This is a genomic window from Cupriavidus sp. FW306-01-F10A, from assembly GCF_058782785.1.
This window is the reverse complement of sequence record NZ_JBYSYA010000013.1, coordinates 160910-183251: the sequence shown is the minus strand read 5'-3', so window position 1 is coordinate 183251 and position 22342 is coordinate 160910. Positions and strand designations below refer to the sequence as shown.

Below are 22342 nucleotides of genomic sequence, written 5' to 3'. Positions count from 1 at the left end.
CGTCAGGCCCGTTGCGGACGCTCGCGCAGGTCGGGCAGGAAGACCGTCAGCAGGCCCAGCAGCGGCAGGTAGGCGCAGTATTCGTACACCGCGCGGATGCCGTGCGTATCGGCCATGCCGCCCAGCACCGCGGCGCCGATGCCGCCCATGCCGAAGGCAAAGCCGAAGAACAGGCCCGACACCATGCCCACCTTGCCGGGAATCAGCTCCTGCGCGAACACCAGGATCGCCGAGAACGCCGAGGCCAGGATAAAGCCGATGATGAAGGTCAGCACCGTGGTCCAGAACAGGCCCACGTGCGGCAGCGCCAGCGTGAACGGCGCCACGCCCAGGATCGACGCCCAGATCACGCGCTTGCGGCCGATGCGGTCGCCGATCGGGCCGCCCAGGATGGTGCCCGCCGCCACCGCGGCCAGGAACATGAACAGGTGCAGCTGCGCGTCCTGGCGCGCCAGCCCGAAGCGCTCCATCAGGTAGAAGGTGTAGTAGGAGGTCAGGCTGGCCATGTAGAAGTACTTGGAGAACACCAGCACCATCAGCACCACCATGGCGCGCACCACCAGGCGCGTGGGCACCGGGCTGGCCACCGCGCCGGCGGCCTTGTGCTTGCGCGCGCCCTGCGCCAGCTGGCGCGCATACCAGCCGCCGATGCGCCACAGCACCACGATGCCCACCAGCGCCGCCAGCGAGAACCACGCCAGGCTGGCCTGCTGGTGCACGATCAGCGCGGCCAGCAGCGGCCCCATGGCGCTGCCGCCGTTGCCGCCCACCTGGAAGATCGACTGCGCCAGCCCGTGCTGGCCGCCGGAGGCCATGCGCGCCACGCGCGATGATTCCGGATGGAAGATCGATGAGCCGGTACCGACCAGCGCCGCGGCCACCAGCAGCACGCCGTAGCTCGGCGCCACCGACAGCAGCAGCAAGCCCGCCAGCGTGAACGCCATGGCGATGGCCAGCGAATGCGGCTTGGGATGCTTGTCGGTGTACAGGCCCACCACCGGCTGCAGCAGCGATGCCGTGACCTGGTAGGTCATGGTCAGCAGGCCGATCTGGGTGAAGCTCAGGTTGAAGCCCCCCTTGAGCATCGGATAGATCGCCAGGATCAACGACTGGATCATGTCGTTGAGGAAGTGGGCGAAGCTGATCGCCGACAGCACGCGGAAACCGGTGCGTTCGGCCTGGGGGGATGTCGCGGACGGTGTCGCGCCAGCAGGCGCGGAGTCGATGGTTGTGCTCATTGGCGGCTCTCGACAGACGGAAAGCGGCCAGCGGGGGCGCCGGCCTGGAAGGAACTGAGCACCGATGCTAGCTGGCGCCCCTGCGCCTGTCCTGCGAGAATAGGTCCCCGACCTTGGAGAAAAGGACATGCCGCGCGCCCCTCGCCCCCTTTCTGCTTCAGGCGCGGCCCGCCGCCGCCCCCGCGATCAGCATGTGCCCCCTGCCCCCACGCCCGAGACGCTGGCGTTGGGCGACACCTACGCCGATCCCCCGCCCTACGTCCGCTTCGACCGCAGCCCCCTGCCCGTCACCGCCATGGCCGCCGACTACCTGCCCGGCCACGTGACCAACCCGCACCAGCATCCGCACGCGCAGCTGATCCACGCCGTGCACGGCGTGATGGTGGTGGCCACCGCCGAAGGCCAGTGGATCGTGCCGCCCACGCGCGGCATGTGGATGCCGGGCGGCACCACGCACTGGATCCGCATGGTCGGCCGGGTGCAGATGCGCACCGCCTATATCCGCCCCGATGCCGCGCCCGACCTGCCGCAGCGCTGCACCGTGCTGGGCATCTCCGCGCTGCTGCGCGAGCTGATCCTGGCGGCGATCGACATCCCCCTGCCCTACGCTCCCGACACGCGCGACGCGCGGCTGATGCGGCTGCTGCTCGATGAAGTGATGCTGGTGCCGTCGCTGCCGCTGCACCTGCCGCGCCCGGCCGATGACAGCCTGCGGCAGATCTGCGATGTCATCACCGGTGCGCCCGACACGGCGCTGACGCTGGCGGACTGGGGCTCACGGCTGGGGCTGGACCCCAAGACCATCCAGCGCCGCTTTGCGCGCGAAACCGGGATGACCTTCGGGCAATGGCGCCAGCAGGCGCGCCTGCTGGCGGCGCTGGAGAAGCTGGCCGCCGGCAGCAAGGTGGTGGATGTGGCGCTGGACCTGGGCTATGACAGCCCGAGCGCGTTTGCGACCATGTTCAGGCGGCAGTTCGGCGTGCCGCCAAGCGCGTTCTTCCGCTGAGCGGGGGCGCCAGGCTGGTCAGCACCCCAGGTAGCGCTCCACCAGCCGCGTCCAGTAGGCCGCGCCGACGGTCAGGTTGTCGTCGTTGAAGTCGTAGCCGGCGTTGTGCAGCAGCGGCTGGTTGGCGCCGTTGCCCAGCCGCACGAAGCAGCCCGGGCGCTGCTGCAGGAAGTAGGCAAAGTCCTCGCTGCCGGCGATGCGCGCGGCCTGGTCCACCACCTTGCCGGCGCCGACCAGCTCCTCGGCCACCTGGCGCGCGAACTCGGTCTCGCGCTCGCTGTTGACCAGCACCGGGTAGCCGCGCACATAGTCGACCTCGGCCACCGCGCCGTAGCCCTCGGCGTGCGACGTGGCCAGCTGGCGGATGCGGTTCTCCACCGATGCGCGCACCTCGGGGTTGAACGAGCGCACGCTGATCTCCATGCGCGCGTTGTCCGGGATCACATTGGGCGCGTGGCCGGCGTGCAGCGTGCCGATCGTCACCACCGCGGTCTCGTTCGGGTCGACATAGCGCGCCACCACCGACTGCAGCGCCATCACCAGGCTGCCGGCGACCAGGATCGGGTCGACCGACTGGTGCGGACGCGCGGCGTGGCCGCCCTTGCCGCGGATGGTGATGGTGACCGTGTCGCATGCCGCCATGAAGGGGCCCGAGCGGAACAGGAAGGTGCCCTGCTCCACGCCCGGATGGTTGTGCAGCCCGAAGATCGCATCGCAGGGAAAGCGCTCGAACAGCCCGTCGGCCAGCATGCGCTCGGCGCCGCCGCCCGCGCCGATTTCCTCGGCCGGCTGGAAGATCAGGTGCACGGTGCCGTCAAAGTTGCGCGTGCGCGCCAGCTGCTTTGCCGCGCCGAGCAGGATCGCGGTATGGCCGTCGTGGCCGCAGGCGTGCATGCGGCCGGCATTGACGCTGGCGTACGGCAGTGCGGTGCGTTCGTGGATCGGCAAGGCGTCCATGTCGGCGCGGATGCCCACGCTGTGCCCGCTGTCGCCGCAGCGCAGGGTGCCGACCACCCCGGTGCCGCCGACGCCGCGCGTGACCGTATAGCCCCACGTCTCCAGCAGGCTGGCGACCAGGCCCGAAGTGCGGACCTCGTCGAAGGCGAGTTCGGGATGCTGGTGGATATTGCGCCGGATGACTTCGAGTTCGGCGCGGCTGTCCAGGGTGTCGGCCAGCGCGCAGTACCGGTGCTTGAGTGGTGACGTGGGGGACGCCGTGAGGGTGGTGCCGAGATAGGACTCGATTTCGGGGGCGTGCTCAGACATGGTGTTTTGCTCTCTGGCGAAACCTGTATAAGCAGTATTTCACGCAGAAAACGCGAGCGAAACGCCAAGCGTGCGATTTCCTGTAAAACCATGTAATCCGGCCCGTTTCAGCACCGGAACTGTTGCCCTAATCGTACGCTTTGTATGGAAACCAAACGCTTTGTGTAAAAGCGTATCGATGGGGAACCATTGTGGACCACGTATTTGCCCGCGGCAGCGCTGCCGGCATGCGTCACCCCGAAGGGTGACGCGATGTCACTGCCCTGCCCTCAGTGTTGGCCGTAGGGCACTACCCGCTGCGTCTGCTCGCCCAGCCCGTCCACGCCCAGGCGCATGGTGTCGCCGGCCTTCAGGAAGCGCGGCGGCTTGAAGCCCATGCCCACGCCCGGCGGCGTGCCGGTCGCGATCAGGTCGCCCGGCAGCAGCGTCATGAAGCGGCTGACGTAGCTGACCACGGTGGCCACGTCGAAGACCATGGTGGCGGTGCTGCCCATCTGCACGCGCTCGCCGTTGACCTCCAGCCACAGGCCCAGCGCCTGCGGGTCCTGCACTTCGTCGCGCGTCACCAGCCAGGGGCCGGCCGGGCAGAAGGTGTCGCAGCCCTTGCCCTTGTCCCAGGTGCCGCCGCGCTCGATCTGGAACTCGCGCTCGGACACGTCATTGACCACGCAGTAGCCGGCCACATGGTTCAGCGCCGCTTCGCGCGAGACATTGCGCGCGGTGCTGCCGATGACCACGCCCAGCTCCACTTCCCAGTCGGTCTTTTCCGAGCCGAGCGGCAGCATCACCGCGTCGTTGGGACCATTCAGCGAGCTGTTGGCCTTCAGGAACACGATTGGCTCGGCCGGCAGCGGCATGCCGGCCTCGGCGGCGTGGTCGGCATAGTTCAGGCCGATCGCCACGATCTTGCCGACGCCGCTCCAGGGCACGCCAAAGCGCGCGCCGTCGATCACCGGGAGCGACGCGGGGTCCACCTGCGCCAGCCGCGCCAGCGCCGCCGGCGCCAGCTGCGCCGCGCCGATATCGGCCACCACGCCGGACAGGTCGCGCACGCGGCCTTGCGCATCGATCATGCCCGGGCGCTCGGCGCCGGGGTTGCCTACTCGAACCAGTTTCATCGTCGTCGTTGTTTTCAGGGGTTGTTCAGGCGGACTTCTTGAGGGTGGCGCCGATTGCGCCGGTTGCGCCGGCCTCGGCCAGGGTCTGCGCCACCACGCTCAGGACTTCCCTGGCGGTGTTCTCGGAGTGGGCGCGCAGCACCTGCGCCAGGCGCGGCCGGCCGGGCTCGCGCAGCGCGGCCATGATGGCCTCGTGTTCCTCATGCGACTCCTGCCAGCGGATGGTATCGGCATTGGCTGCACCGCGCGCGCGATGCACCTTGCTCATCAGCGTGGCATAGACGCCGGCCAGCACCGGATTGGCGGCGCCGTCGATGATCAGCTGGTGGATTTCCTGGTTGATGCGGAAATAGTCGGTGCGCCGGCCCGCCGCATGCGCATCGATCATGGCCTGGTGGCGCCGCTCCAGCTTGGCCATGGCGGCCGCGCCCAGGCGCTGCGCGGCCAGTTCGCCCGCCAGCGCCTCGAGCCCGTGCAGGGTCTCGAAGGTGGCGCGCAGCTCCTCCAGGTCCAGCGGCGCCACGCGGTAGCCGATGTATTGCCGGTGCAGCACCAGCCCCTCGGACACCAGCACCTTCAGCGCCTCGCGCAGCGGCGTCTTGGAGACATCGAAGGTCTCGCAGAAGGCCCGTTCATCGATCCGCGCGCCGGGCGGCAGTTCGCCCTCTTCGATCATGGTGCGCAGCCGGGCGGCGATTTCGGCCGACATGCCGAGCGTGCGCAGGCGCGTGGTTTGGGAAAGCGTTTGTGTCACAGACGTCACCAGAATGGGGAAATGCACCACGACAAGGCTACCACATACCAAAATTGTGCATGCACAACATCGCAAAATCAATGACTTACACGCGTTGTAATTACAGATTACGTATCCTATACTCCGGCCTGTTGCGCAAAACGCCAACAGAACTGCCTCACCCAAGGACTAAAACAGGAGACGCCGTCATGCAGACGACAAGCCGGGCGACAGTGGTCACGGAGGCCAAGACCTCCGTTCGCTGGAAGATTTTTTTGATGATGCTGTTCCTCATCGCGATCAACTACATCGATCGCGCCTCACTGTCAGTGGCGATGCCGCTGATCGCCAAGGAGTTCGACCTCAGCCCCACCATGCAGGGCCTGATCCTCAGCTCGTTCTTCTGGACCTATGCGCTGATGCAGGTGCCGGGCGGCATGCTGGCCGACAAGTACAAGCCGCGCATCGTGATCGCCTGCGCCACCGTGTTCTGGGGCATTGCCCAGGCCGTGGCAGCCTTCACCACCAACGCCACCGCGCTGCTGCTGACCCGGCTCGGCCTGGGCGCGGCCGAAGCGCCGATCTACCCGGCCGGCGGCAAGCTCAACGCGATCTGGATGACCCAGAACGAACGCGGCCGCGGCGCCACCCTGCTTGACGGCGGCGCGCCGCTGGGCGCGGCGCTCGGCGCCATCATCATCACGTGGCTGATCGCCACGCTGGGTTCGTGGCGCCTGGCCTTTATCGTTGCCGGGGTCGGCACCGTGCTGGCCGGCGTGCTGGCCTGGTACTACGTGCGCAACTCCCCGCGCGAGCACCGCGGCGTGAACGAACTGGAAGCCCGCTACATCGAGGAGGCCCAGGCCAATGAACACCGCGCCGAGCCGGCCAACCTGTCGGGCCGTTCGCTGGACTTCTTCAAGTACCGCTCGGTGTGGTGCATGGCGATCGGCTGGATGTGCTTCAACACCGTGTTCTACGGCCTGCTGACCTGGATGCCCAACTACCTGAACAAGGTGCACGGCTTCGACATCAAACAGATGGGCGGTGCCAGCTTCATCATCTTCTTCAGCGGCTTCGTCGGCGAACTGATCGGCGGCTGGATCGCCGACAAGTGGAAGGAAGCCGGCGGCCGGCCTAATGTGGTGATGCGCACGCTGTTCGGCATCGCCGCGGTGGTGGCCACGGTCTCGATCTTCTCGGTGGCCTACGTCACCGACCCGGTCGTGGTGGTCGTGCTGCTGTCGTCGACGCTGTTCTTCCTGCGCTGGTGCGGCCTGTTCTGGTGCGTTCCGTCGATGCTCGGCACCCGCAACAAGATCGGTTTCCTGGGCGGCGTGATGAACCTGGGCGGCAATATCGGCGGCATCACGGTGCCCATCATCGTCGGCATGATCGTGCAGTTCACCGGCTCGTACTTCCTGGCGCTGATGTTCTTCGCCGCGGCTGGCGTCGGCCTGCTGCTGGCTTCCACCGCCATCGACTACGAGACTAAGATCCCGGTCTGAAGACCCGTCGGATCACCGAGCTCCGAAAAACCCGCGAAAGGGCCGGCAATGTCCCGGCCCTCGCAACCACTCCTGAGACAAAAAGCAAAATGACCAAGCAAATCCGCCTCGGCATGCTGACGCCGTCTTCCAATACTGCGCTCGAACCCATCACCAGCGCGATGGTTGCCGGCCTGCCCAACGTCAGCGCGCATTTCTCGCGCTTCACCGTGACCGAGATCTCGCTGCGCGACCAGGCCCTGGGCCAGTTCAACCTGGACAAGATCCTGGCCGCCGCCAGCCTGCTGGCCGATGCCCGCGTCGATGTCATCGCCTGGAACGGCACGTCTTCCGGCTGGCTCGGCTTCGACAAGGATGAAGCGCTGTGCCAGCAGATCACCGAAGCCACCGGCATCCCGGCCACCACCTCGGTGCTGGCGCTCAACGAGATCCTGGAAAAGACCGGCGCGCGCAACTTCGGCCTGGCCACGCCGTACCTGGACGACGTGCAGCAGCGCATCATCGCCAACTACGAGCGCAGCGGCTTTCACTGCGTGGCCGAAAGCCACCTGGACCTGCATGTGAACTACAGCTTCGCCGAGGTCGAGGAAGACACCATCCGCGAGATGGTGCGCGGCCTGGCCCAGCACCAGCCGCAGGCCATCACCACCTTCTGCACCAACCTGCGCGCCGCGCACCTGGCCGAAGAACTTGAAGCCGAAACCGGCATTCCGCTGTACGACACCATCTCCACCGTGGTGTGGAAGTCGCTGCGCCTGTGCGGCGTGGACACGCGTGAGCTGCGCGGCTGGGGCCGCCTGTTCCGCGAAGTGGAGTAAGCCGATGTCCGCTCACGACAGCCTTGACCTGGTGATCCGGCGCGCGGACGTGGTCACTGCCTCCGACCGCTTCCGCTGCGATATCGGCGTGCGCAACGGGCAGATCGTCGCGCTCGGCCACGCGCTGCCGCAAGGCGCGCGCGAGATCGATGCCGATGGCCTGCTGGCGCTGCCCGGCGGCGTCGATGGCCATTGCCACCTCGACCAGCCCATGCCCGACGGCCTGCGCATGGCCGACGACTTCTTCACCGGCACGCGCGCCGCGGTGTGCGGCGGCACCACCACCGTGATCCCGTTTGCCGCGCAGGAGAAGGGCGCTTCGCTCAAGGCTGCCGTGGCGGACTACCATCGCCGCGCGGAAGGCCGCGCGGTGATCGACTACGCCTTCCACCTGATCGTGGCCGATCCCACGCCGGCGGTGCTGGCCGATGAACTGCCGGCGCTGATCCGCAAGGGCTACAGCTCGTTCAAGGTCTACATGACCTATGACGACCTGAAGCTGTCCGACCGCGAAATGCTGTCGGTGCTGGATGTCGCCAAGCAGAACGGCGCGCTGGTGATGGTGCATGCCGAGAACGCCGACTGCATCTCGTGGCTGACCGACAAGCTGGTCGGGGAAGGGCGCATCGCACCGCGCTTCCACGGCCTGGCACGGCCCGCCGCGGTGGAGCGCGAGGCCACGCACCGCGCCATCACCTTTGCCGAACTGGTCGACGTGCCGATCCTGATCGTGCATGTCTCGGGCAAGGAAGCGATCGAGCAGATCCGCTGGGCACAGGGCAGGGGGCTGCAGATCCTGGCCGAGACCTGCCCGCAGTACCTGTACCTGACCGCCGACGACATGGCCTTGCCCGGCGACGACGGCTACGAAGGCGCCAAGTGCGTGTGCAGCCCGCCGCCGCGCGACCCCGAGAACCAGGCCGCGGTATGGCGCGCGCTGACCAATGGCGTGTTCAGCGTGTTCTCGTCAGACCATGCGCCGTTCCGCTATGACGACCCGCAAGGCAAGCAGCCGGGCGGCGAGCGGCCTTCGTTCGAGCACATCCCCAACGGCGTGCCGGGCATCGAGACGCGCCTGCCGCTGCTGTTCGATGGCGTGGCGCGCGGCAAGCTGTCGCTGCACCAGTTTGTCGAACTGACCTCGTGGCGGCCGGCACGGCTGTATGGCCTGTATCCGCGCAAGGGCACCATCGCCATCGGCGCGGATGCGGACATCGTGCTGTGGGACCCGAACAAGCGCGTGCAGATCCGCAACAGCGCGCTGCACCACGCGGTGGACTACACGCCGTACGAAGGCATCGAAGTGACCGGCTGGCCGGTGCATTGCTTCTCGCGCGGCGAGATGCTGGTGCGCGATGGCCAGTACCAGGAACCCCAGGCCGGACGCGGGCAGTTCCTGCCGGCGGGCGCGCCGATGCTGGGCTGATCGCCACGCCCGCAGCCAACCCATCCCGACCATGAAACTCCTGATCGTCAATCCCAATATCAGCGAATCCGTCACGGCGCTGATCGAGGCGGAAGCGCGGCGCACCGCCGCCGCCACCACCACGCTGCAGATGGCCACCGCGGCCTTCGGCGTGGCCTATATCGAAACCCGCTTCGAGGCGCTGGTCGGCGGCTATGCCACGGCCTGCGCCGCCGCGGAACACGCCGGCCAGTTCGACGGCCTGGTGGTCGCCGCTTTCGGCGACCCCGGCCTGGCCGGGCTGAAAGAGCTGTTCGACGTCCCCGTCGTCGGCATGACCGAAGCCGCGCTGGCCAGCGCGTGCCTGCTGGGGCAGCGCTTCTCCATCATCGCGATCTCGCACCGCATCCAGGCGTGGTACCGCGAATGCGTGGCGGCCAACGGCCTGTCGTCGCGGCTGGCCAGCGTGCGCTCGCTGCAGGAACCCCTGCGCGATATCGGCAGCGTGCAGGAAGACCATGCCGCGCGGCTGGAACAACTTGCCCTGCAAGCCATCGAGCAGGACGGCGCCGACGTGATCATCGTCGCCGGCGCGCCGCTGGCGGGACTGGCGCGCTCGCTGGAAGGGCGCATTCCGGTGCCGGTGGTGGATGGCGTGTCGAGCGCGGTGCGGCATTGCGAATCGCTGGTGGCCCTGCGCGCCGGCAGCGCCACGCAGGGCAGCTTCGCGCGGCCGCCGCGCAAGCCCAATGCCGGCCTGCCGCCGGCGCTGGCGAAGCTGCTCGACTGAGCGCAAACTTAGTCCTGTGCAAATCTGCAATGCGCGTCCGCAAGGACGCGCATTGCTGCATAAGGGGGGGCGATCCTAGACTGCCTGCACGGCCGCCGCATGGCGTGGCGGCCAGGCAACCACCACAGGATCGCAATGAAGCTCTACTACACTCCGGGCGTCTGCTCGATGGCCGTCCATATCGCCCTGCGCGAAGCCGGCCTGCCGGTCACGCTGGCCAAGGTCGACCTGCTCCGCCACAAGCTGGCCGTGCCTGAAAACGGCACCGACGACTACTACACCATCAACCCGCGCGGCTACGTGCCGCTGCTGCAGCTCGACGACGGCTCGCGCCATACCGAGGCGGCATCGCTGCTGCAATACATCGCAGACCTGGTGCCCGAACGCGCGCTGCTGCCCGCCGCCGGCACGCGCGAGCGGCTGGAAGCCACCGGCTGGATCACGCTGGTCTCTACGGAACTGCACAAGGTCTTCAGCCCGTGGCTGTGGCACAAGGAAACCGCGCAGAGCACGCAGGACGAGTGCAAGGCCAGGCTGCACCGGCGCTTTGCCGAACTCGACCAGCACCTGCAAACCCGCCATTACCTGATGGGCGACACGTTCACGGTGGCGGATGCTTACTGCTTCACCATCGTCGGCTGGGCCCGCATCCTGAAGCTGCCGCTCAACGACTACCCGGCGCTGCAGCAGTACCTGTCGCGCGTTGCGGCGCGGCCGGCGGTGCAGGAAGCGATGCGGGCCGAAGGGCTGGTGCGCGACTGAACCCGGCCGTGCGCGGAATCGCTCGCTCAGCGCTGCGCGCCGAGCAGCGATTCGATCTTCGCCACCAGTTCCTTGTCGTCCGGCCTGGTGCGGCTGCCGTAGCTGGCCACCACCTGGCCGTCGCGGCCGATCAGGTACTTGTAGAAATTCCACTTGGGCGTGGTGCCGGTTTGCTTTGCCAGCAGCGCGTACATCGGGTTGGCATCGCTGCCGCGCACATGCGACTTGCCGAGCATCGGGAACTTGACGCCGTAGGTGTTGTAGCAGAAGTCCGCGATCTCTTTCTGCGAGCCGGGCTCCTGTGAAAAGTCATTGGACGGGAAGCCCAGCACCACCAGCCCGCGCGCGCCGTACTTGGCGTACAGCGCCTCCAGCCCCTCGTACTGCGGCGTGAAGCCGCAATAGCTGGCGGTATTGACCACCAGCACCACCTTGCCGGCGTACTGGCACAGGTTCTGCGGCACATCGTCCTGCAGCCGCGGGAAGGTGAAGTTGAGCGAGGCGGGGCAGGCGCCCGCGGCAGGCGCCGCGGCGGGCTTGTCGGCGGCGCGCACGGGCGCCGGCAGCAGGGCGGTGCTGGCCGCCGCCAGGGTCAGGGCGGCAGCCAGGCTGGAAAGCAGGGGACGACGGATCATGGCGACGGGGCTCCGGTGGTCGGCTTGCTGTATCGGGTACGCGTAGTTTACGCCGATGGCGGCCTGACGGATGCCGCGCCGGTCAGTCCATCGCCAGCGTGGCCGCGTGTTCGGTGACGCAGCCGCGCAGCTCCAGGTCCGGCATGCGGCGCACGATCAGCAGCGCCAGCACCGCCGCCGCCGCGCCCGCGGCAAAGATCAGGTGGAAGCCCGACTCCACGCCGCCTGCCAGCACCGCGCGCACGGACGGCGACAGCTGCGCAAAGGCCTCGCTGCCGTGGCGCAGCGCACCGAGGTCCAGCGCCTGCGTGACCCCCGAGGCCGCCAGCGCATGGCGGAATTCCAGCGTCAGCAGCGTGCCGGCGAGCGCCCCGCCCAGCGCGCTGCCGAGCGAGCGCAGCACCAGCAGCGCGCCCGTGCCGGCGCCGGTGTCGCGGCGCTCCAGCGCGTTCTGCACGCTCATCAGCGTGGCCACCATGGTCATGCCCAGGCCCACGCCGGCCAGCGTCATCGCCGCCAGCACCACCGCCAGCGGCACCGCCGGCGTCACCAGCGCCAGTGCGATCAGCCCCAGCGCGCCGGCGATATAGCCGGCGGTCAGGATGCCGCGCATGCGGCCCACGCGCGGCGCCAGCCACGCCACGATAAAGTTGCCCGCCACGGTGGCCAGCAGGAACGGCATCACCAGCAGGCCGGAGGTCGATGCATCGGCGCCGCGCACCAGCTGGAAGTGCAGGGGCAGGGCGAAGATGCACAGGAAGATGTCGAGCGCGGCCAGCGCCGAGGCGGCCACGCCCATCACATAGGCACGGTTGGCAAACAGGCGCGGCGGCAGCATCGGATCCGCGGCGCGGCGCTCCTGCCAGGTCAGCAGGACCACGGCGGCCACCGCGGCCAGGAGCAGGGCACCCAGCTCTGGCGAGAGCCAGTCGTAGACGTCGCCGCCCCAGCTCATCGCCAGCAGGAAGGCGACGATGGCCACCGCCAGCAGCAGCGCCCCCAGCCAGTCCACCCGCGCACGCCCGCCACGCGGCGGCAGCATGGCCAGACCGCGGTAGCACATGAACATCGCCAGCAGGCCCAGCGGCACGTTGACCCAGAACAGCCAGCGCCACGACATATGGTCAGAGACCCAGCCGCCCACCAGCGGCCCGGCGATCGACGCCACCGCCCACACCGTGGCCAGGTAGCCCTGGTAGCGCCCGCGCTGGCGCGGCGCCACCACATCGGCAATGGCTGCCTGCGCCAGCGACATCAGCCCGCCGCCGCCCACGCCCTGCAGCGCGCGGAACAGGATCAGCTGACCCAGCGTCTGCGCCAGCGCGCATGCCACCGAGGCGCCGATAAACAGCGTGATCGCCACCATCAGCAGGCGCCGCCGGCCAAAGCTGTCCGACAGCTTGCCGTACAGCGGCGTGGTCACCGTCGACACGATCAGGTACGCCGTCACGATCCATGACAGGTGGCTGAAGCCGTTCAGGTCATTGGCGATCGCCGGCACCGCCGGGATCACCACGGTCTGGTCGAGCGCGGCCAGCAGGATGCACAGCACGATGCCGCCGATCACCCGCATCACGGCGCGATGGTCGTGGGCGGGCAGGGCCGGCGTGGTGTCCCGGGCGGATGCGGCAGAAGTGGGTGAAGACATGGGCAGGCACGAAACCGCAGCGATGTGCGGTGAAAGCTACGTCAAATGCAGGGAATATCGGCCGGGAACCGCGCAATAGGGGGCGTGACGCCGTCGCGGGTGACCTAATTCAGCGAACGCATAATTATATGCGGCCAGCAAATATCGCGCTCGTGACCCAGATATCTGGCACGTCACTTGCGTGGCAAGGATCAGGCACGATGGTCGATGCAAGATCACATCGCCACTACGAAGGTAAGATTTCGTCATGACCGAGACCCCACGACACGAAGCAGGTCAGGCCGCCGATGCGGCCGGGCCCGAACTGGGCCAGTGGCACCCCGTGCTGGCCATCGAACAGGCCGATGGCGACGGCCCTTTTGCCGCCCGGCTCTTTGGCCGCGCGCTGGTGCTGTGGCGCAATGTCGACGGCTGGCACGCCTGGAACGATCGCTGCCCGCACCGCGGCGCCGCTTTCACGCTGGGCGCCGTGCGCGATGGCCTGCTGCATTGCGGCTATCACGGCTGGCGCTTTGCCTCGGGCGGCCGCTGCACGCGCTATCCCGCCCACCCGGAACTGGTGCCCGCGCCGCGCGCCTGCGCCACCACGCACGCGGTGCGCGAGGGCTACGGGCTGTTATGGGTACGCCTTGGCGGCGACGGCACCGAGGCCGTGCCCGAACTGCCGTCCTTCCCCGAGTACCACGACGCCGAATGCCGCCACGTGGTCTGCGGCCCCTACGACGTTGCCACCTCGGCGCCACGGTTGGTGGAGAACTTCCTCGACATGGCGCACTTCGGCTATGTCCATGACGGCTACCTGGGTGACCCGGCGCACACCGAAGTGCCGCCCTATGAAGTGAAAGCCATCGGCGATGCGCGCAAGCCCGACGCGCTGCGCACCATCGGCTGCCGCGCCTGGCAGCCGCGCGCGCACGCCAGCGCCGCCGGCGGAGCCATGGTCGAGTATGAATACCGCGTGGTTGCGCCCTACGCCGCGATCCTGACCAAGGTGCCCGACCTCGGCGACAACCATCGCGGCGCCATCGCGCTGTTTATCGGCCCGCGGGACGAGGAATCGAGCCGCGTGTGGTTCGTGATGTCACTGGTGACGGACGATGACGACGCCAGCCTGCGCGAATTCCAGGACACCATCTTCCTGCAGGACAAGCCGATCGTGGAATCGCAGCAGCCGCGCCGCCTGCCGTTGCGCACCGGGGTGGAGGTGCCCCAGCCGGCGGACAAGCTGGCAGGCGCGTACCGCCGCTACCTGGCGGCGCATGGGGTGAGGTTCGGCACGCTGGGCTAGCCGGCGGGCGCGCGCGGGAGAGTGGACGGGGCGGGCGCATGCAATGCGACCAGCCCCCGAACACGACAGGCCTAGCGCCCGCCCCCGGTGATGTAATGCTCCAGCTGCTCGATGATGAACTGCTGCTCGGAGATGATGTCCTTGACCAGGTCGCCGATCGACAGCATGCCGATCAGCTCGTCGCCTTCCATCACTGGCAGGTGGCGCAGCCGGTGCCGGGTCATCAATGCCATGCATTCGTCGGTGGTCTGGCTGGCGCCGACGTAGATCACTGCATTGGTCATGATGTCGCGAACCAGCGTCTCGCGCGAGGTGCGCGACATCAGGATCACCTTGCGCGCATAGTCGCGCTCGCTCAGGATCCCCAGGATCTCGCCATGCTCGATCACCAGCAGCGCGCCGATGCCTTTCTCCGCCATCAGTTGCAGCGCGGCGTAGACGGTCGCCGTGGGCGGGATGCTGTAAATGGCCTGACTCGGCTTGGACTCCAGAACCTGGCGTGCGGTTTTCATCACCAACTCCTTTTCCGTCGACAATGCAATGCGGCTGGCGGTGCCTGCTTAGGTGCCAATGGCATCAGAGTAGCAAAGTAACGCGCGCCGTTACAGGGTGACTTACGCGAATCTTTGTAAGCAATGTTGTGACGCGCTCATGGCAGGCGTGGGTCAAGGCAGTCCTGACCTCACTCCGTCAGCATCCGCACCTTCACCTTCTTGCCCTTGACCTTGCCGGCATTGAGCCGCTTCACCGCCTCGCGCCCGATGCTGCGCTCCACCGCGATATAGGTAGACATCTCCAGCACATTGATCTTGCCGATCTGCTCCTTGGTGAAGCCCGCCTCGCCGGTGAGCGCCCCCAGGATGTCGCCGGGGCGGATCTTCTCCTTGCGGCCGCCCAGCATCTGCAAGGTCACCATCGGCGGCAGCAGGCGTTCATTGCTGGCGGGCCTCAGGTCGGCCAGCGGCTGCCATTCGAATTCGCCGCCGTGGTGCTGTTCCAGGTTGCCCACGCGGCCCATCTCGTCCATGCTGACCAGGCTGAAGGCCCAGCCTTCCTGGTCGGCGCGGCCGGTGCGGCCGATGCGGTGCACGTGGACTTCAGGATCGGGCGTGATCTCGACATTGATCACTGCCTCGAGCTGCGCGATATCCAGCCCGCGCGCGGCGACGTCGGTGGCCACCAGCACCGAGCAGCTGCGGTTGGCAAACTGCACCAGCACCTGGTCGCGCTCGCGCTGCTCCAGCTCGCCGTGCAGCGCCAGCGCCTGGTAGCCCTGCGCGCGCAGCAGCTCCACCAGCTCGCGGCAGCGCGCCTTGGTATTGCAGAAGGCCAGCGTGCTGACCGGGCGGAAGTGATCCAGCAGGCGCCCCACCGTGTTCAGGCGCTCGCCTTCCTCGACCTCATAGAAGCGCTGGCGGATGGTGGTGTTGTCGTGCGTAGCCTCCAGCTTGACCGACTGCGGGTTGCGCAGGAAACGGTGGCTGAGCTTGTCGATGCCGGGCGGATAGGTGGCCGAGAACAGCAGCGTCTGCCGGTCCTTCGGGCAGCGGCTGGCCACATAGGCGATGTCGTCGAAGAAGCCCATGTCGAGCATGCGGTCGGCCTCGTCCAGCACCAGCGTGTTGATGCCGGACAGGTCCAGGCTGCCGCGGTCGATGTGATCCAGGATGCGGCCGGGCGTGCCCACCACGATATGTGCGCCATGGATCAGGCTGTCGACCTGCGGCCGCATCGGCGAGCCGCCGCACAGCGTCAGCACCTTGATGTTCTCTTCGGCGCGCGCCAGGCGGCGGATTTCCTGCGTGACCTGGTCGGCCAGCTCGCGCGTGGGGCACAGCACCATCGCCTGCACGTCGAAGCGGCGCGGATCGAGCCGGTGCAGCAGCGCCAGCCCGAAGGCGGCGGTCTTGCCGCTGCCGGTCTTGGCCTGCGCCACCAGGTCCTGGCCCGCCAATGTGATCGGCAGGCTGGCCGCCTGGATCGGCGTCATTTCGTCATAGCCAAGCTGCGCCAGCGTGGCGAGCATGGTGGGCGACAGCGGCAGGTTGGAAAAAGCGGTGCCGGCTTGCGGCTGGGCGGGGGTCGAGTTCATGCGCGATTATAGCGATCCAGGGACGTCGATCCGTCAGTCATCGGCCGGCGGCGCCCAGTCCAGCCGCTCCAGCAGCGCCTGCGCCGCGGCCGGCGCGCGTTCCTTGGCGCCGTTGATAAAGAAGACAAAGACTTCGCGCTTGCGCGCGGCGGACTTGCGGTCTTCCACCGTCGGCAGGTCGTCCGGCTGGTGGCCCTGCGCCCACGTGCGCACCCGTGCAGCCCACGCATCCAGGTCCCTGGGCGCGTAGCCGGCCTTCAGCTTCGCGCTGCTGGCCATCAGCCGTGCATAGACAAAGTCTGCCGTGAGATCCGCCATCGACGGAAACTTGGGCGAATCGGTAAAGACGGTGGCGGCCTTGTACTTGCGCGCGAGCTTGAGGTAGTCCGGCGACTGGAAGCTGTCGTGCCGCACCTCCAGCACGTGGCGCAGCTTCACGCCTTCCACCGAATCCGGCAGCAGCTGCAGGAAGGCCTCGAAGTCCTCGGCATCGAACTGCTTGGTGGGCGCGAACTGCCACACCACCGGACCCAGCTTGCGGCCAAGCTCGGCAATGCCGCTGTCGATGAAGCGTTCGATCGATTCGCCGGACTCGGCCAGCACGCGCCGGTTGGTGGCAAAGCGCGAGGCCTTCACCGCGAACACAAAATCATCCGGCGTCTCGTCGCGCCATTTGGCGAACGAGGTGCGCTTCTGCGTGCCGTGGTAAGTGCTGTTGATTTCGATCGCGCTGAGGTGGCGGCTGGCGTAGGCCAGCTCACGTGCCTGCGCCAGGCCGGCGGGATAGAAGTTGTCGCGCCACGGGGCGAAATTCCAGCCGCCGATGCCAACCCGCACCGGCTCGGCGGACGTGGCGGCTTTGCGTGGCCTGGCCTTGGGTGTGGCCTCTGAGGTTGCTGCAGTCCTGGATGCGGCCTTCGCCGCGGTGCGTGCTGCCATGGCGCGATCTCCCGAAACGCGAGACTGGCAGTCTAGCGGGAAACTGCGCCAGGCGGTGGCGGCGCAACCACGCCCCTGGCCAACAAAAAAAGCCGGAAGAGGGCCAGGCCCCCTTCCGGCTCCGGTCCCGGTCCCCCGGAATCAGAACGAGAAATTCACCAGGGCGTCGGCAGCGCTCACGTCCGCCGGCTGGGTCTGCACCGCACCCGTGGCGCTGGTGGCCTGCACGCTGTACTTGCCCGCGGCAGCGCCATCCGGCTGCAGCGGAATCGGCAGCGCGGCCTGGTAGGTGCCGATCACCGGAGCGGCCACCGGCAGCGCCGGTTCGGTGGCAAACATGCTGTAGGCGCCGGTATCGCTGGCGGCAGCCGTGGCCGCAATCTCGAAATTGCCGCCATTGACCAGTTGCAGCGCGCGCAGGGTCGCTTCCGCCGAAACCGGCGTGACCGAACCCGAAACCCGGCGATAGGTCGACGCCGGCAGCGACATCGGTGCGGCCGCGGTCGAGATCGCCGTGGGCGTGCCCACCACCACCGGCACGCCGCGCACGATGCCCGCCGCCTTGGCATTGGCAGAACCCGGCACCACCACCACGTCAACCGGGCCGGCCGTGCTGCTCTGCTCGATCGGCACCAGCTTGAAGTTGCCGTTGGCGTCCGCCACCGTCGACTTCACCACCACGCCGTTGCGCTCGGCATAGACGCGCGCGCCCGGTGCCCCGCTGACCACGCCGTTCACTTCACCGCTGACGGTCGTCGGGATCGCCGTCACCACCGGCTTCAGGCCGAAAGTGCCATTGCCGCGCGTGACCACCGACTTGCACGCGTCAAAGTCCAGCACCAGGTCGGTCAGCGTATCCTTTGCCACGGTGAACGGCCGGTTGATCTTGATGCCCGACTGCACCGCGCTGGGCGTATCCAGCGCCTGCTCAGTGCCGCCGATGGGCACTACCGAATTGGCCAGCGCACCGGCACCGCTGCCACGGTTGGCATCGAGCACCAGGCGCACCTGCTGGTAGTTGCCGGCAGGCAGCGCGGTCTGGCCCAGCACCGTCATCACGCCGTTGGTCAGCGACAGCAGATCGATCTTGCGCGCGGGCACGACGTCGATATCGACCCAGCCCCCGGCGCTCGTCTCGGCGCTGGCGCTGCTATGCACGCGCACCTTGTTGACGGTCACGAAGACATTGTTGAAGCCACAGGCCGGCGCATCGGTCATCGAGACCTTGAGCGTGCCCTGCCCGCCGCCATCATCGCCGCCACCACCACCGCAGGCGGCCAGCGCCAGGGCACCGCTCAGGGCAAGCACGCGCAGCGGCGCGGAAGTCAAAGAAAGGAATGACACGGTAGGCTCTCCGTTTGGGTTATTTGTGAGTTGATCGGAGGATATGTTGCCGATCGCATAACGGCTGTAAATCTTTGTAATACGTTGTGAAAAAGTCGTTAGCTTGTCTGCATGACGGATCAGCAACGCTTGACGACAGGCGTAACTTGCCCAAGCCGCCGTCGGATGCGCTGCGGCAAGCGTTCTGCTGCGGCAGCTGTCATAGTCATGAACGCCCCCATCGACATCACTGCTGCAGTGCAACGCCGCTTGTATTGCAATGCATTCGATCTGGCGTTTGATCCCGCCGAAATCCGCTCCACTCGCTCCTGCGTGTGTTCGCGTTACGAATGCAGATCCGCCAGCGCGCATTCCCGGGAAGCGCAAGCGCACTATCCTGCACCAACTTGGCGCGTTGTGTCGTCAACCTGATCGCATTCGACCGGCTTTCGCCTGCCTGTCGCGCTGGACAAGGCCGAGGCCACCGCCGGCATGCGCTCAGTGCTGATCGCATCGGTAATCGCACTGGTACTGTGAATCCGTCACCGCTGCCTCGCGCGTAGCCGCCGACGGCGGCGTCGTGATCGGCGAAGTCATCACCACCATGGGCCAGATCGAGAACGCCTCGGTCAGGGTCTCCGACATCATCGGCGTGATCGAAGGCATCGCCTTCCAGACCAACATCCTGGCGCTCAATGCCGCGGTGGAAGCCGCCCGCGCCGGCGACCAGGGCCGCGGCTTCGCGGTCGTGGCGGGCGAAGTGCGCGCCCTGGCGCAACGCAGCGCGCAGGCAGCCAAGGAAATCAAGACCCTGATCGAATCCACCGTGGGCAGCGTCAGTTCCGGCTCCGGCCAAGTCCGCCGCGCCGGCCACACCATGAGCGAGATCGTCAGCAACGTCTCCAGGGTGACCAGCATTATTTCCGAGATCACTCACGCAGCCATGGAACAGACCCGCGGCATTCAAGAGGTGAATATGGCGGTGAGCCAGCTGGATCAGATGGTGCAGCAGAATGCGGCGCTGGTTGAGCAATCCACGGCTGCTGCCGCGGCGCTGCAGACGCAGGCCGGAAGCCTGGCGGGGGCGGTGGGGCAGTTCAGGTTGGGGTGAGGCCGGCCCCCTCCTTAAAGCTAATCTCCGCAAATTCCGCGGAGAATGGTCCCGCCAAACTCCGCAGAGCCCAAAAAAGGGCCATTCGAAACGCTTGTTCAGCGCGGAGCGTCAGTGCGTTGGGAGCCCGTGGGCATGCTTCCTCCCGCCAATCGCCCCCGACGCCGCCGCCCGCAGGATCCGCTGGAACGTCGGGCACTCCATATGGCTTGGCGCCGGACAAACCGCCGCATGCCGCAGTCCGTCGCGCATCGCAGTCAGCTTGCGGATGGTCCGGTCCAGCTCATCCGCCTTGGCCGCCAGCACCTGCCGGTCGATGTTCGGCTGGCCCTGTGGCGAGAACATCTGCGCGATGTCATCCAGCGAGAAACCGGCGGCACGCCCCAGCGCGATCAGCGCCAGCCGATCCAGCACGCCGGCATCGAACATGCGCCGCATCCCGCGCCGGCCGATGGACGCGATCAGCCCCTTTTCCTCGTAGTACCGCAGCGTCGAGGCCGGCACGCCAGCCTGCCGGGCCACTTCCGCAATATCCAGGCTTGTCACCGCTTGACCTCAAGTTGACTTGAACTGGCACAGTGTAGCTTCCATGCCAGGACGGCGTGCAAGGGGATACAACCATGGGTGAGCAACAGCAGACCAGCAGCAACGGCGGCGACCAGGCCGCCCTGTGGAACGGCCCGTCCGGCCATGCCTGGGTCGCGGAGCAGGCGGTGCTCGACGACATGTTCCGGCCGCTGGAAGGCCTGCTTGTCGATACGGTCGGCAAGACTTCCGCGCAGCATGTGCTCGATGTCGGCTGCGGCACCGGCAGCACTACGATCGCGCTGGCGCGTAGGCTCGGCGCGCAGGGCAGATGCACCGGCATCGATATTTCCGAGCCGATGCTCGCCGCTGCACGGGCACGCGCGCAGCACGGCGGCTCGACCGCCAGCTTTATTCGCGCCGACGCGCAGGACTATGCCTTCGCGCCAGCAAGCTTCGACAGCATCGTGTCGCGCCTGGGCGTGATGTTCTTCAGCGAGCCGGTGCGGGCCTTTGCCAACCTGCGCCGGGCTGCAACACCGGATGCCACGCTCCACTGCATCGCCTGGCGCAGCGCCGCAGAGAATCCGTTCATGACCACCGCCGAGCGAGCGGCCGCACCGCTGCTGTCCAACCTGCCGCGGCGGCAGCCGGGGGCGCCGGGGCAGTTCGCCTTCGGCGACCGCCAGCACGTGCATGCCATCCTGGAAGAGGGCGGCTGGACCGGGATCGATGTCGAGCCGATCGACTTCGCCTGCACGCTGCCGGAGCCTGCGCTGGTGGACTACCTGTCCCGCCTGGGTCCCGTCGGACTGGCCCTGCGCGAGGCCGATGCAAGCACACGCGCCAGCGTCGTCGCAACCGTTCGCGCAGCATTCGAGCCTTACGTTCATCGCGCAACTGTGCGCTACACCGCTGCCTGCTGGATGATCACCGCCCGCGCTGCGGCTTCATCACTGACCGCCGGCGAGACTGCCCATGCCTGATACATCGGTGGCGCTCATGTTCAATGCAATCGTGATCGGCACCGGCGCAACGCTGGTGATGGACGCCTGGGCCATCCTGCGCAAGCGGCTGCTGGGCGTGCCTGCACTGGACTATGGATTAGTTGGCCGTTGGCTCGCATGGCTGCCGCGAGGACGCCTTTGCCACCATCCCATCGCCGCATCGCCGCCGGTGCGCGGCGAGCGCGGGATCGGCTGGATCGCGCATTACCTGACCGGCATCGTGTTCGCGGCCATCCTGCTGGGACTATGGGGACTCGACTGGGCGCGTCATCCGACGCTGGCGCCCGCGTTGCTCGTCGGCATCGTTAGTGTGGCCGCACCGTTCCTGCTGATGCAGCCGGCGATGGGTGCCGGCATCGCCGCGAGCCGCACGCCGCGGCCGAATGTGGCACGGGTGCATAGCCTGGTGACGCATGCGGTGTTCGGGCTGGGGCTCTATGTGGCAGGTTGGGTCGTGAGCCTGGTAGTGATCTGAAAAGCGGGCACAGCGGCAGGCTGCCGTTGTCAGATCCAAGGTAGAGGAGAAATTTCCGCGGCTCTCCGGATTTATGGCCTCAGCCAGGCATCCGAGACCGCGCCCAAAAGTTTGCCGCCCGCTTCTGTGGGCTATCGAACCGTAGATTGCTGGCGCCGCTCCAGAATAGAAGTCCATCGGCGCCCGCTTCAGCGCCGGACGATCCCCACCATCCACGGGCGACAGGATGACAAGGCTTCCGGGCCGTCTGGCCGCTTGCATCGCGTTCGGTCTTCTGCTGGCTGCCAGTGCGCAGGCGTCGGATATCGCCTGCAAGACCACGCTGCGTCCTTCGCGCTGCGACGATCCGCTCGCCGCCGGCACGTCCTGCCTGCATTCAGTGCCACACGCCGGCGACCTGATCTGCGATCACGCCATGCTCCAGCGCGAACACGAGCGCATCCATGCGGACCAGCAGCGCCGGCTGCGCGCCGGCGCGATCCAAGGGAGCGACATCGCCGCCTGGCGGGAGCGCCGGGACGCCTGCACGTCGGTGGCATGCCTGGACCGGGTCTTTGCCAGCTGGCGCCGGCATCCAGCCAGGAAACCGCCGCGGGCTGCCGCGCCGCAACCAACGCCGCCGGCGGCGCGGGCGCGGGAGGCGTCGAGGAACAAG

Annotated in this window: 20 protein-coding genes and 1 pseudogene; 10 read left to right on the top strand and 11 right to left on the bottom strand. The window is 67.6% G+C overall.

Translation table 11 applies throughout. The features are described 5' to 3' along the window. Nucleotides 1–2: 2 nt before the first annotated feature. Nucleotides 3–1238: an MFS transporter gene (locus AC3WLF_RS19780; RefSeq protein WP_492353418.1), complete on the bottom strand. Its 1236-nt coding sequence runs from the start codon at nt 1236–1238 to the stop codon at nt 3–5. A 127-nt stretch (nt 1239–1365) separates the two neighbouring features. Between AC3WLF_RS19780 and AC3WLF_RS19775 the strand changes: the two genes are divergently transcribed. Further along, nucleotides 1366–2244: an AraC family transcriptional regulator gene (locus AC3WLF_RS19775; RefSeq protein WP_492358689.1), complete on the top strand. Its 879-nt coding sequence runs from the start codon at nt 1366–1368 to the stop codon at nt 2242–2244. A gap of 18 nt (nt 2245–2262) precedes the next feature. Here AC3WLF_RS19775 and AC3WLF_RS19770 read toward each other — a convergent pair whose 3' ends face one another. The 3 genes from AC3WLF_RS19770 to AC3WLF_RS19760 all read right to left on the bottom strand — a co-directional run bounded on the left by AC3WLF_RS19770 (nt 2263) and on the right by AC3WLF_RS19760 (nt 5529). Then, entirely contained in the window at nt 2263–3510 is a 1248-nt protein-coding gene (locus tag AC3WLF_RS19770) for a M20 aminoacylase family protein (protein ID WP_492321498.1), read from the bottom strand. A 269-nt stretch (nt 3511–3779) separates the two neighbouring features. Then, nucleotides 3780–4628: a fumarylacetoacetate hydrolase family protein gene (locus AC3WLF_RS19765; protein ID WP_492321499.1), complete on the bottom strand. Its 849-nt coding sequence runs from the start codon at nt 4626–4628 to the stop codon at nt 3780–3782. Between the two features lie 25 nt (nt 4629–4653). Beyond that, entirely contained in the window at nt 4654–5529 is an 876-nt protein-coding gene (locus AC3WLF_RS19760) for a GntR family transcriptional regulator (RefSeq protein ID WP_492353274.1), read from the bottom strand. Between the two features lie 41 nt (nt 5530–5570). Here AC3WLF_RS19760 and AC3WLF_RS19755 point away from each other — a divergent pair, with 41 nt between their 5' ends. The 5 genes from AC3WLF_RS19755 to gstA all read left to right on the top strand — a co-directional run bounded on the left by AC3WLF_RS19755 (nt 5571) and on the right by gstA (nt 10644). Beyond that, entirely contained in the window at nt 5571–6869 is a 1299-nt protein-coding gene (locus AC3WLF_RS19755; protein ID WP_492358688.1) for an MFS transporter, read from the top strand. A gap of 89 nt (nt 6870–6958) precedes the next feature. Continuing rightward, a complete protein-coding gene (locus AC3WLF_RS19750; RefSeq protein ID WP_340528437.1) occupies nt 6959–7687 on the top strand; it encodes a maleate cis-trans isomerase family protein in 729 nt (242 codons plus the stop codon). Between the two features lie 4 nt (nt 7688–7691). After that, nucleotides 7692–9113 (top strand): dihydropyrimidinase, encoded by a 1422-nt coding sequence (gene hydA / locus AC3WLF_RS19745; RefSeq protein WP_492321502.1) that lies wholly within the window; start codon nt 7692–7694, stop codon nt 9111–9113. A 31-nt stretch (nt 9114–9144) separates the two neighbouring features. After that, nucleotides 9145–9882: an aspartate/glutamate racemase family protein gene (locus tag AC3WLF_RS19740; protein WP_492321503.1), complete on the top strand. Its 738-nt coding sequence runs from the start codon at nt 9145–9147 to the stop codon at nt 9880–9882. A gap of 135 nt (nt 9883–10017) precedes the next feature. Further along, the gene (gene gstA / locus AC3WLF_RS19735) at nt 10018–10644 is read left to right on the top strand and encodes a glutathione transferase GstA (RefSeq protein ID WP_492321504.1); all 627 of its coding nucleotides are present in this window, start codon (nt 10018–10020) and stop codon (nt 10642–10644) included. Between the two features lie 26 nt (nt 10645–10670). On the opposite strand, the gene AC3WLF_RS19730 is transcribed toward gstA, so the two are convergent. Next, a complete protein-coding gene (locus tag AC3WLF_RS19730; protein WP_011614328.1) occupies nt 10671–11279 on the bottom strand; it encodes a glutathione peroxidase in 609 nt (202 codons plus the stop codon). Nucleotides 11280–11361: 82 nt separating this feature from the next. Continuing rightward, complete coding sequence (locus AC3WLF_RS19725) at nt 11362–12927, bottom strand: MDR family MFS transporter (RefSeq protein WP_492358687.1); 1566 nt, start codon at nt 12925–12927, stop codon at nt 11362–11364. Nucleotides 12928–13174: 247 nt separating this feature from the next. Here AC3WLF_RS19725 and AC3WLF_RS19720 point away from each other — a divergent pair, with 247 nt between their 5' ends. Next, entirely contained in the window at nt 13175–14215 is a 1041-nt protein-coding gene (locus AC3WLF_RS19720; RefSeq protein ID WP_492321506.1) for a Rieske 2Fe-2S domain-containing protein, read from the top strand. 71 nt (nt 14216–14286) lie between these two features. On the opposite strand, the gene AC3WLF_RS19715 is transcribed toward AC3WLF_RS19720, so the two are convergent. The 4 genes from AC3WLF_RS19715 to AC3WLF_RS19700 all read right to left on the bottom strand — a co-directional run bounded on the left by AC3WLF_RS19715 (nt 14287) and on the right by AC3WLF_RS19700 (nt 18590). Beyond that, nucleotides 14287–14727 carry a CBS domain-containing protein gene (locus tag AC3WLF_RS19715; protein ID WP_492321507.1) on the bottom strand — a complete coding sequence of 147 codons (441 nt, stop codon included), beginning with the start codon at nt 14725–14727 and terminating at the stop codon, nt 14287–14289. 170 nt (nt 14728–14897) lie between these two features. After that, nucleotides 14898–16307, bottom strand: a complete 1410-nt coding sequence (gene dbpA, locus AC3WLF_RS19710; protein WP_010811426.1) for an ATP-dependent RNA helicase DbpA — start codon at nt 16305–16307, stop codon at nt 14898–14900. A gap of 33 nt (nt 16308–16340) precedes the next feature. Beyond that, a complete protein-coding gene (locus AC3WLF_RS19705; protein WP_492357389.1) occupies nt 16341–17246 on the bottom strand; it encodes a DUF72 domain-containing protein in 906 nt (301 codons plus the stop codon). 141 nt (nt 17247–17387) lie between these two features. Beyond that, complete coding sequence (locus AC3WLF_RS19700; RefSeq protein WP_492353269.1) at nt 17388–18590, bottom strand: DUF4382 domain-containing protein; 1203 nt, start codon at nt 18588–18590, stop codon at nt 17388–17390. Nucleotides 18591–19104: 514 nt separating this feature from the next. On the opposite strand from AC3WLF_RS19700, the pseudogene AC3WLF_RS19695 reads away from it, so the two are divergent. Further along, nucleotides 19105–19680, top strand: a pseudogene (locus AC3WLF_RS19695) (methyl-accepting chemotaxis protein); the annotation flags it as partial. 111 nt (nt 19681–19791) lie between these two features. Here the strand turns inward: AC3WLF_RS19695 and AC3WLF_RS19690 are convergent. Continuing rightward, nucleotides 19792–20226, bottom strand: coding sequence for a helix-turn-helix domain-containing protein (locus tag AC3WLF_RS19690; RefSeq protein ID WP_492353373.1), 435 nt, complete (start codon nt 20224–20226; stop codon nt 19792–19794). Nucleotides 20227–20300: 74 nt separating this feature from the next. On the opposite strand from AC3WLF_RS19690, the gene AC3WLF_RS19685 reads away from it, so the two are divergent. Further along, nucleotides 20301–21191, top strand: a complete 891-nt coding sequence (locus AC3WLF_RS19685) for a class I SAM-dependent methyltransferase (protein WP_492358686.1) — start codon at nt 20301–20303, stop codon at nt 21189–21191. Continuing rightward, nucleotides 21184–21687 carry a DUF2938 domain-containing protein gene (locus AC3WLF_RS19680; protein WP_492321512.1) on the top strand — a complete coding sequence of 168 codons (504 nt, stop codon included), beginning with the start codon at nt 21184–21186 and terminating at the stop codon, nt 21685–21687. The genes AC3WLF_RS19685 and AC3WLF_RS19680 overlap by 8 nt, the downstream gene beginning before the upstream one ends. The last annotated feature ends 655 nt before the right edge of the window (nt 21688–22342 follow it).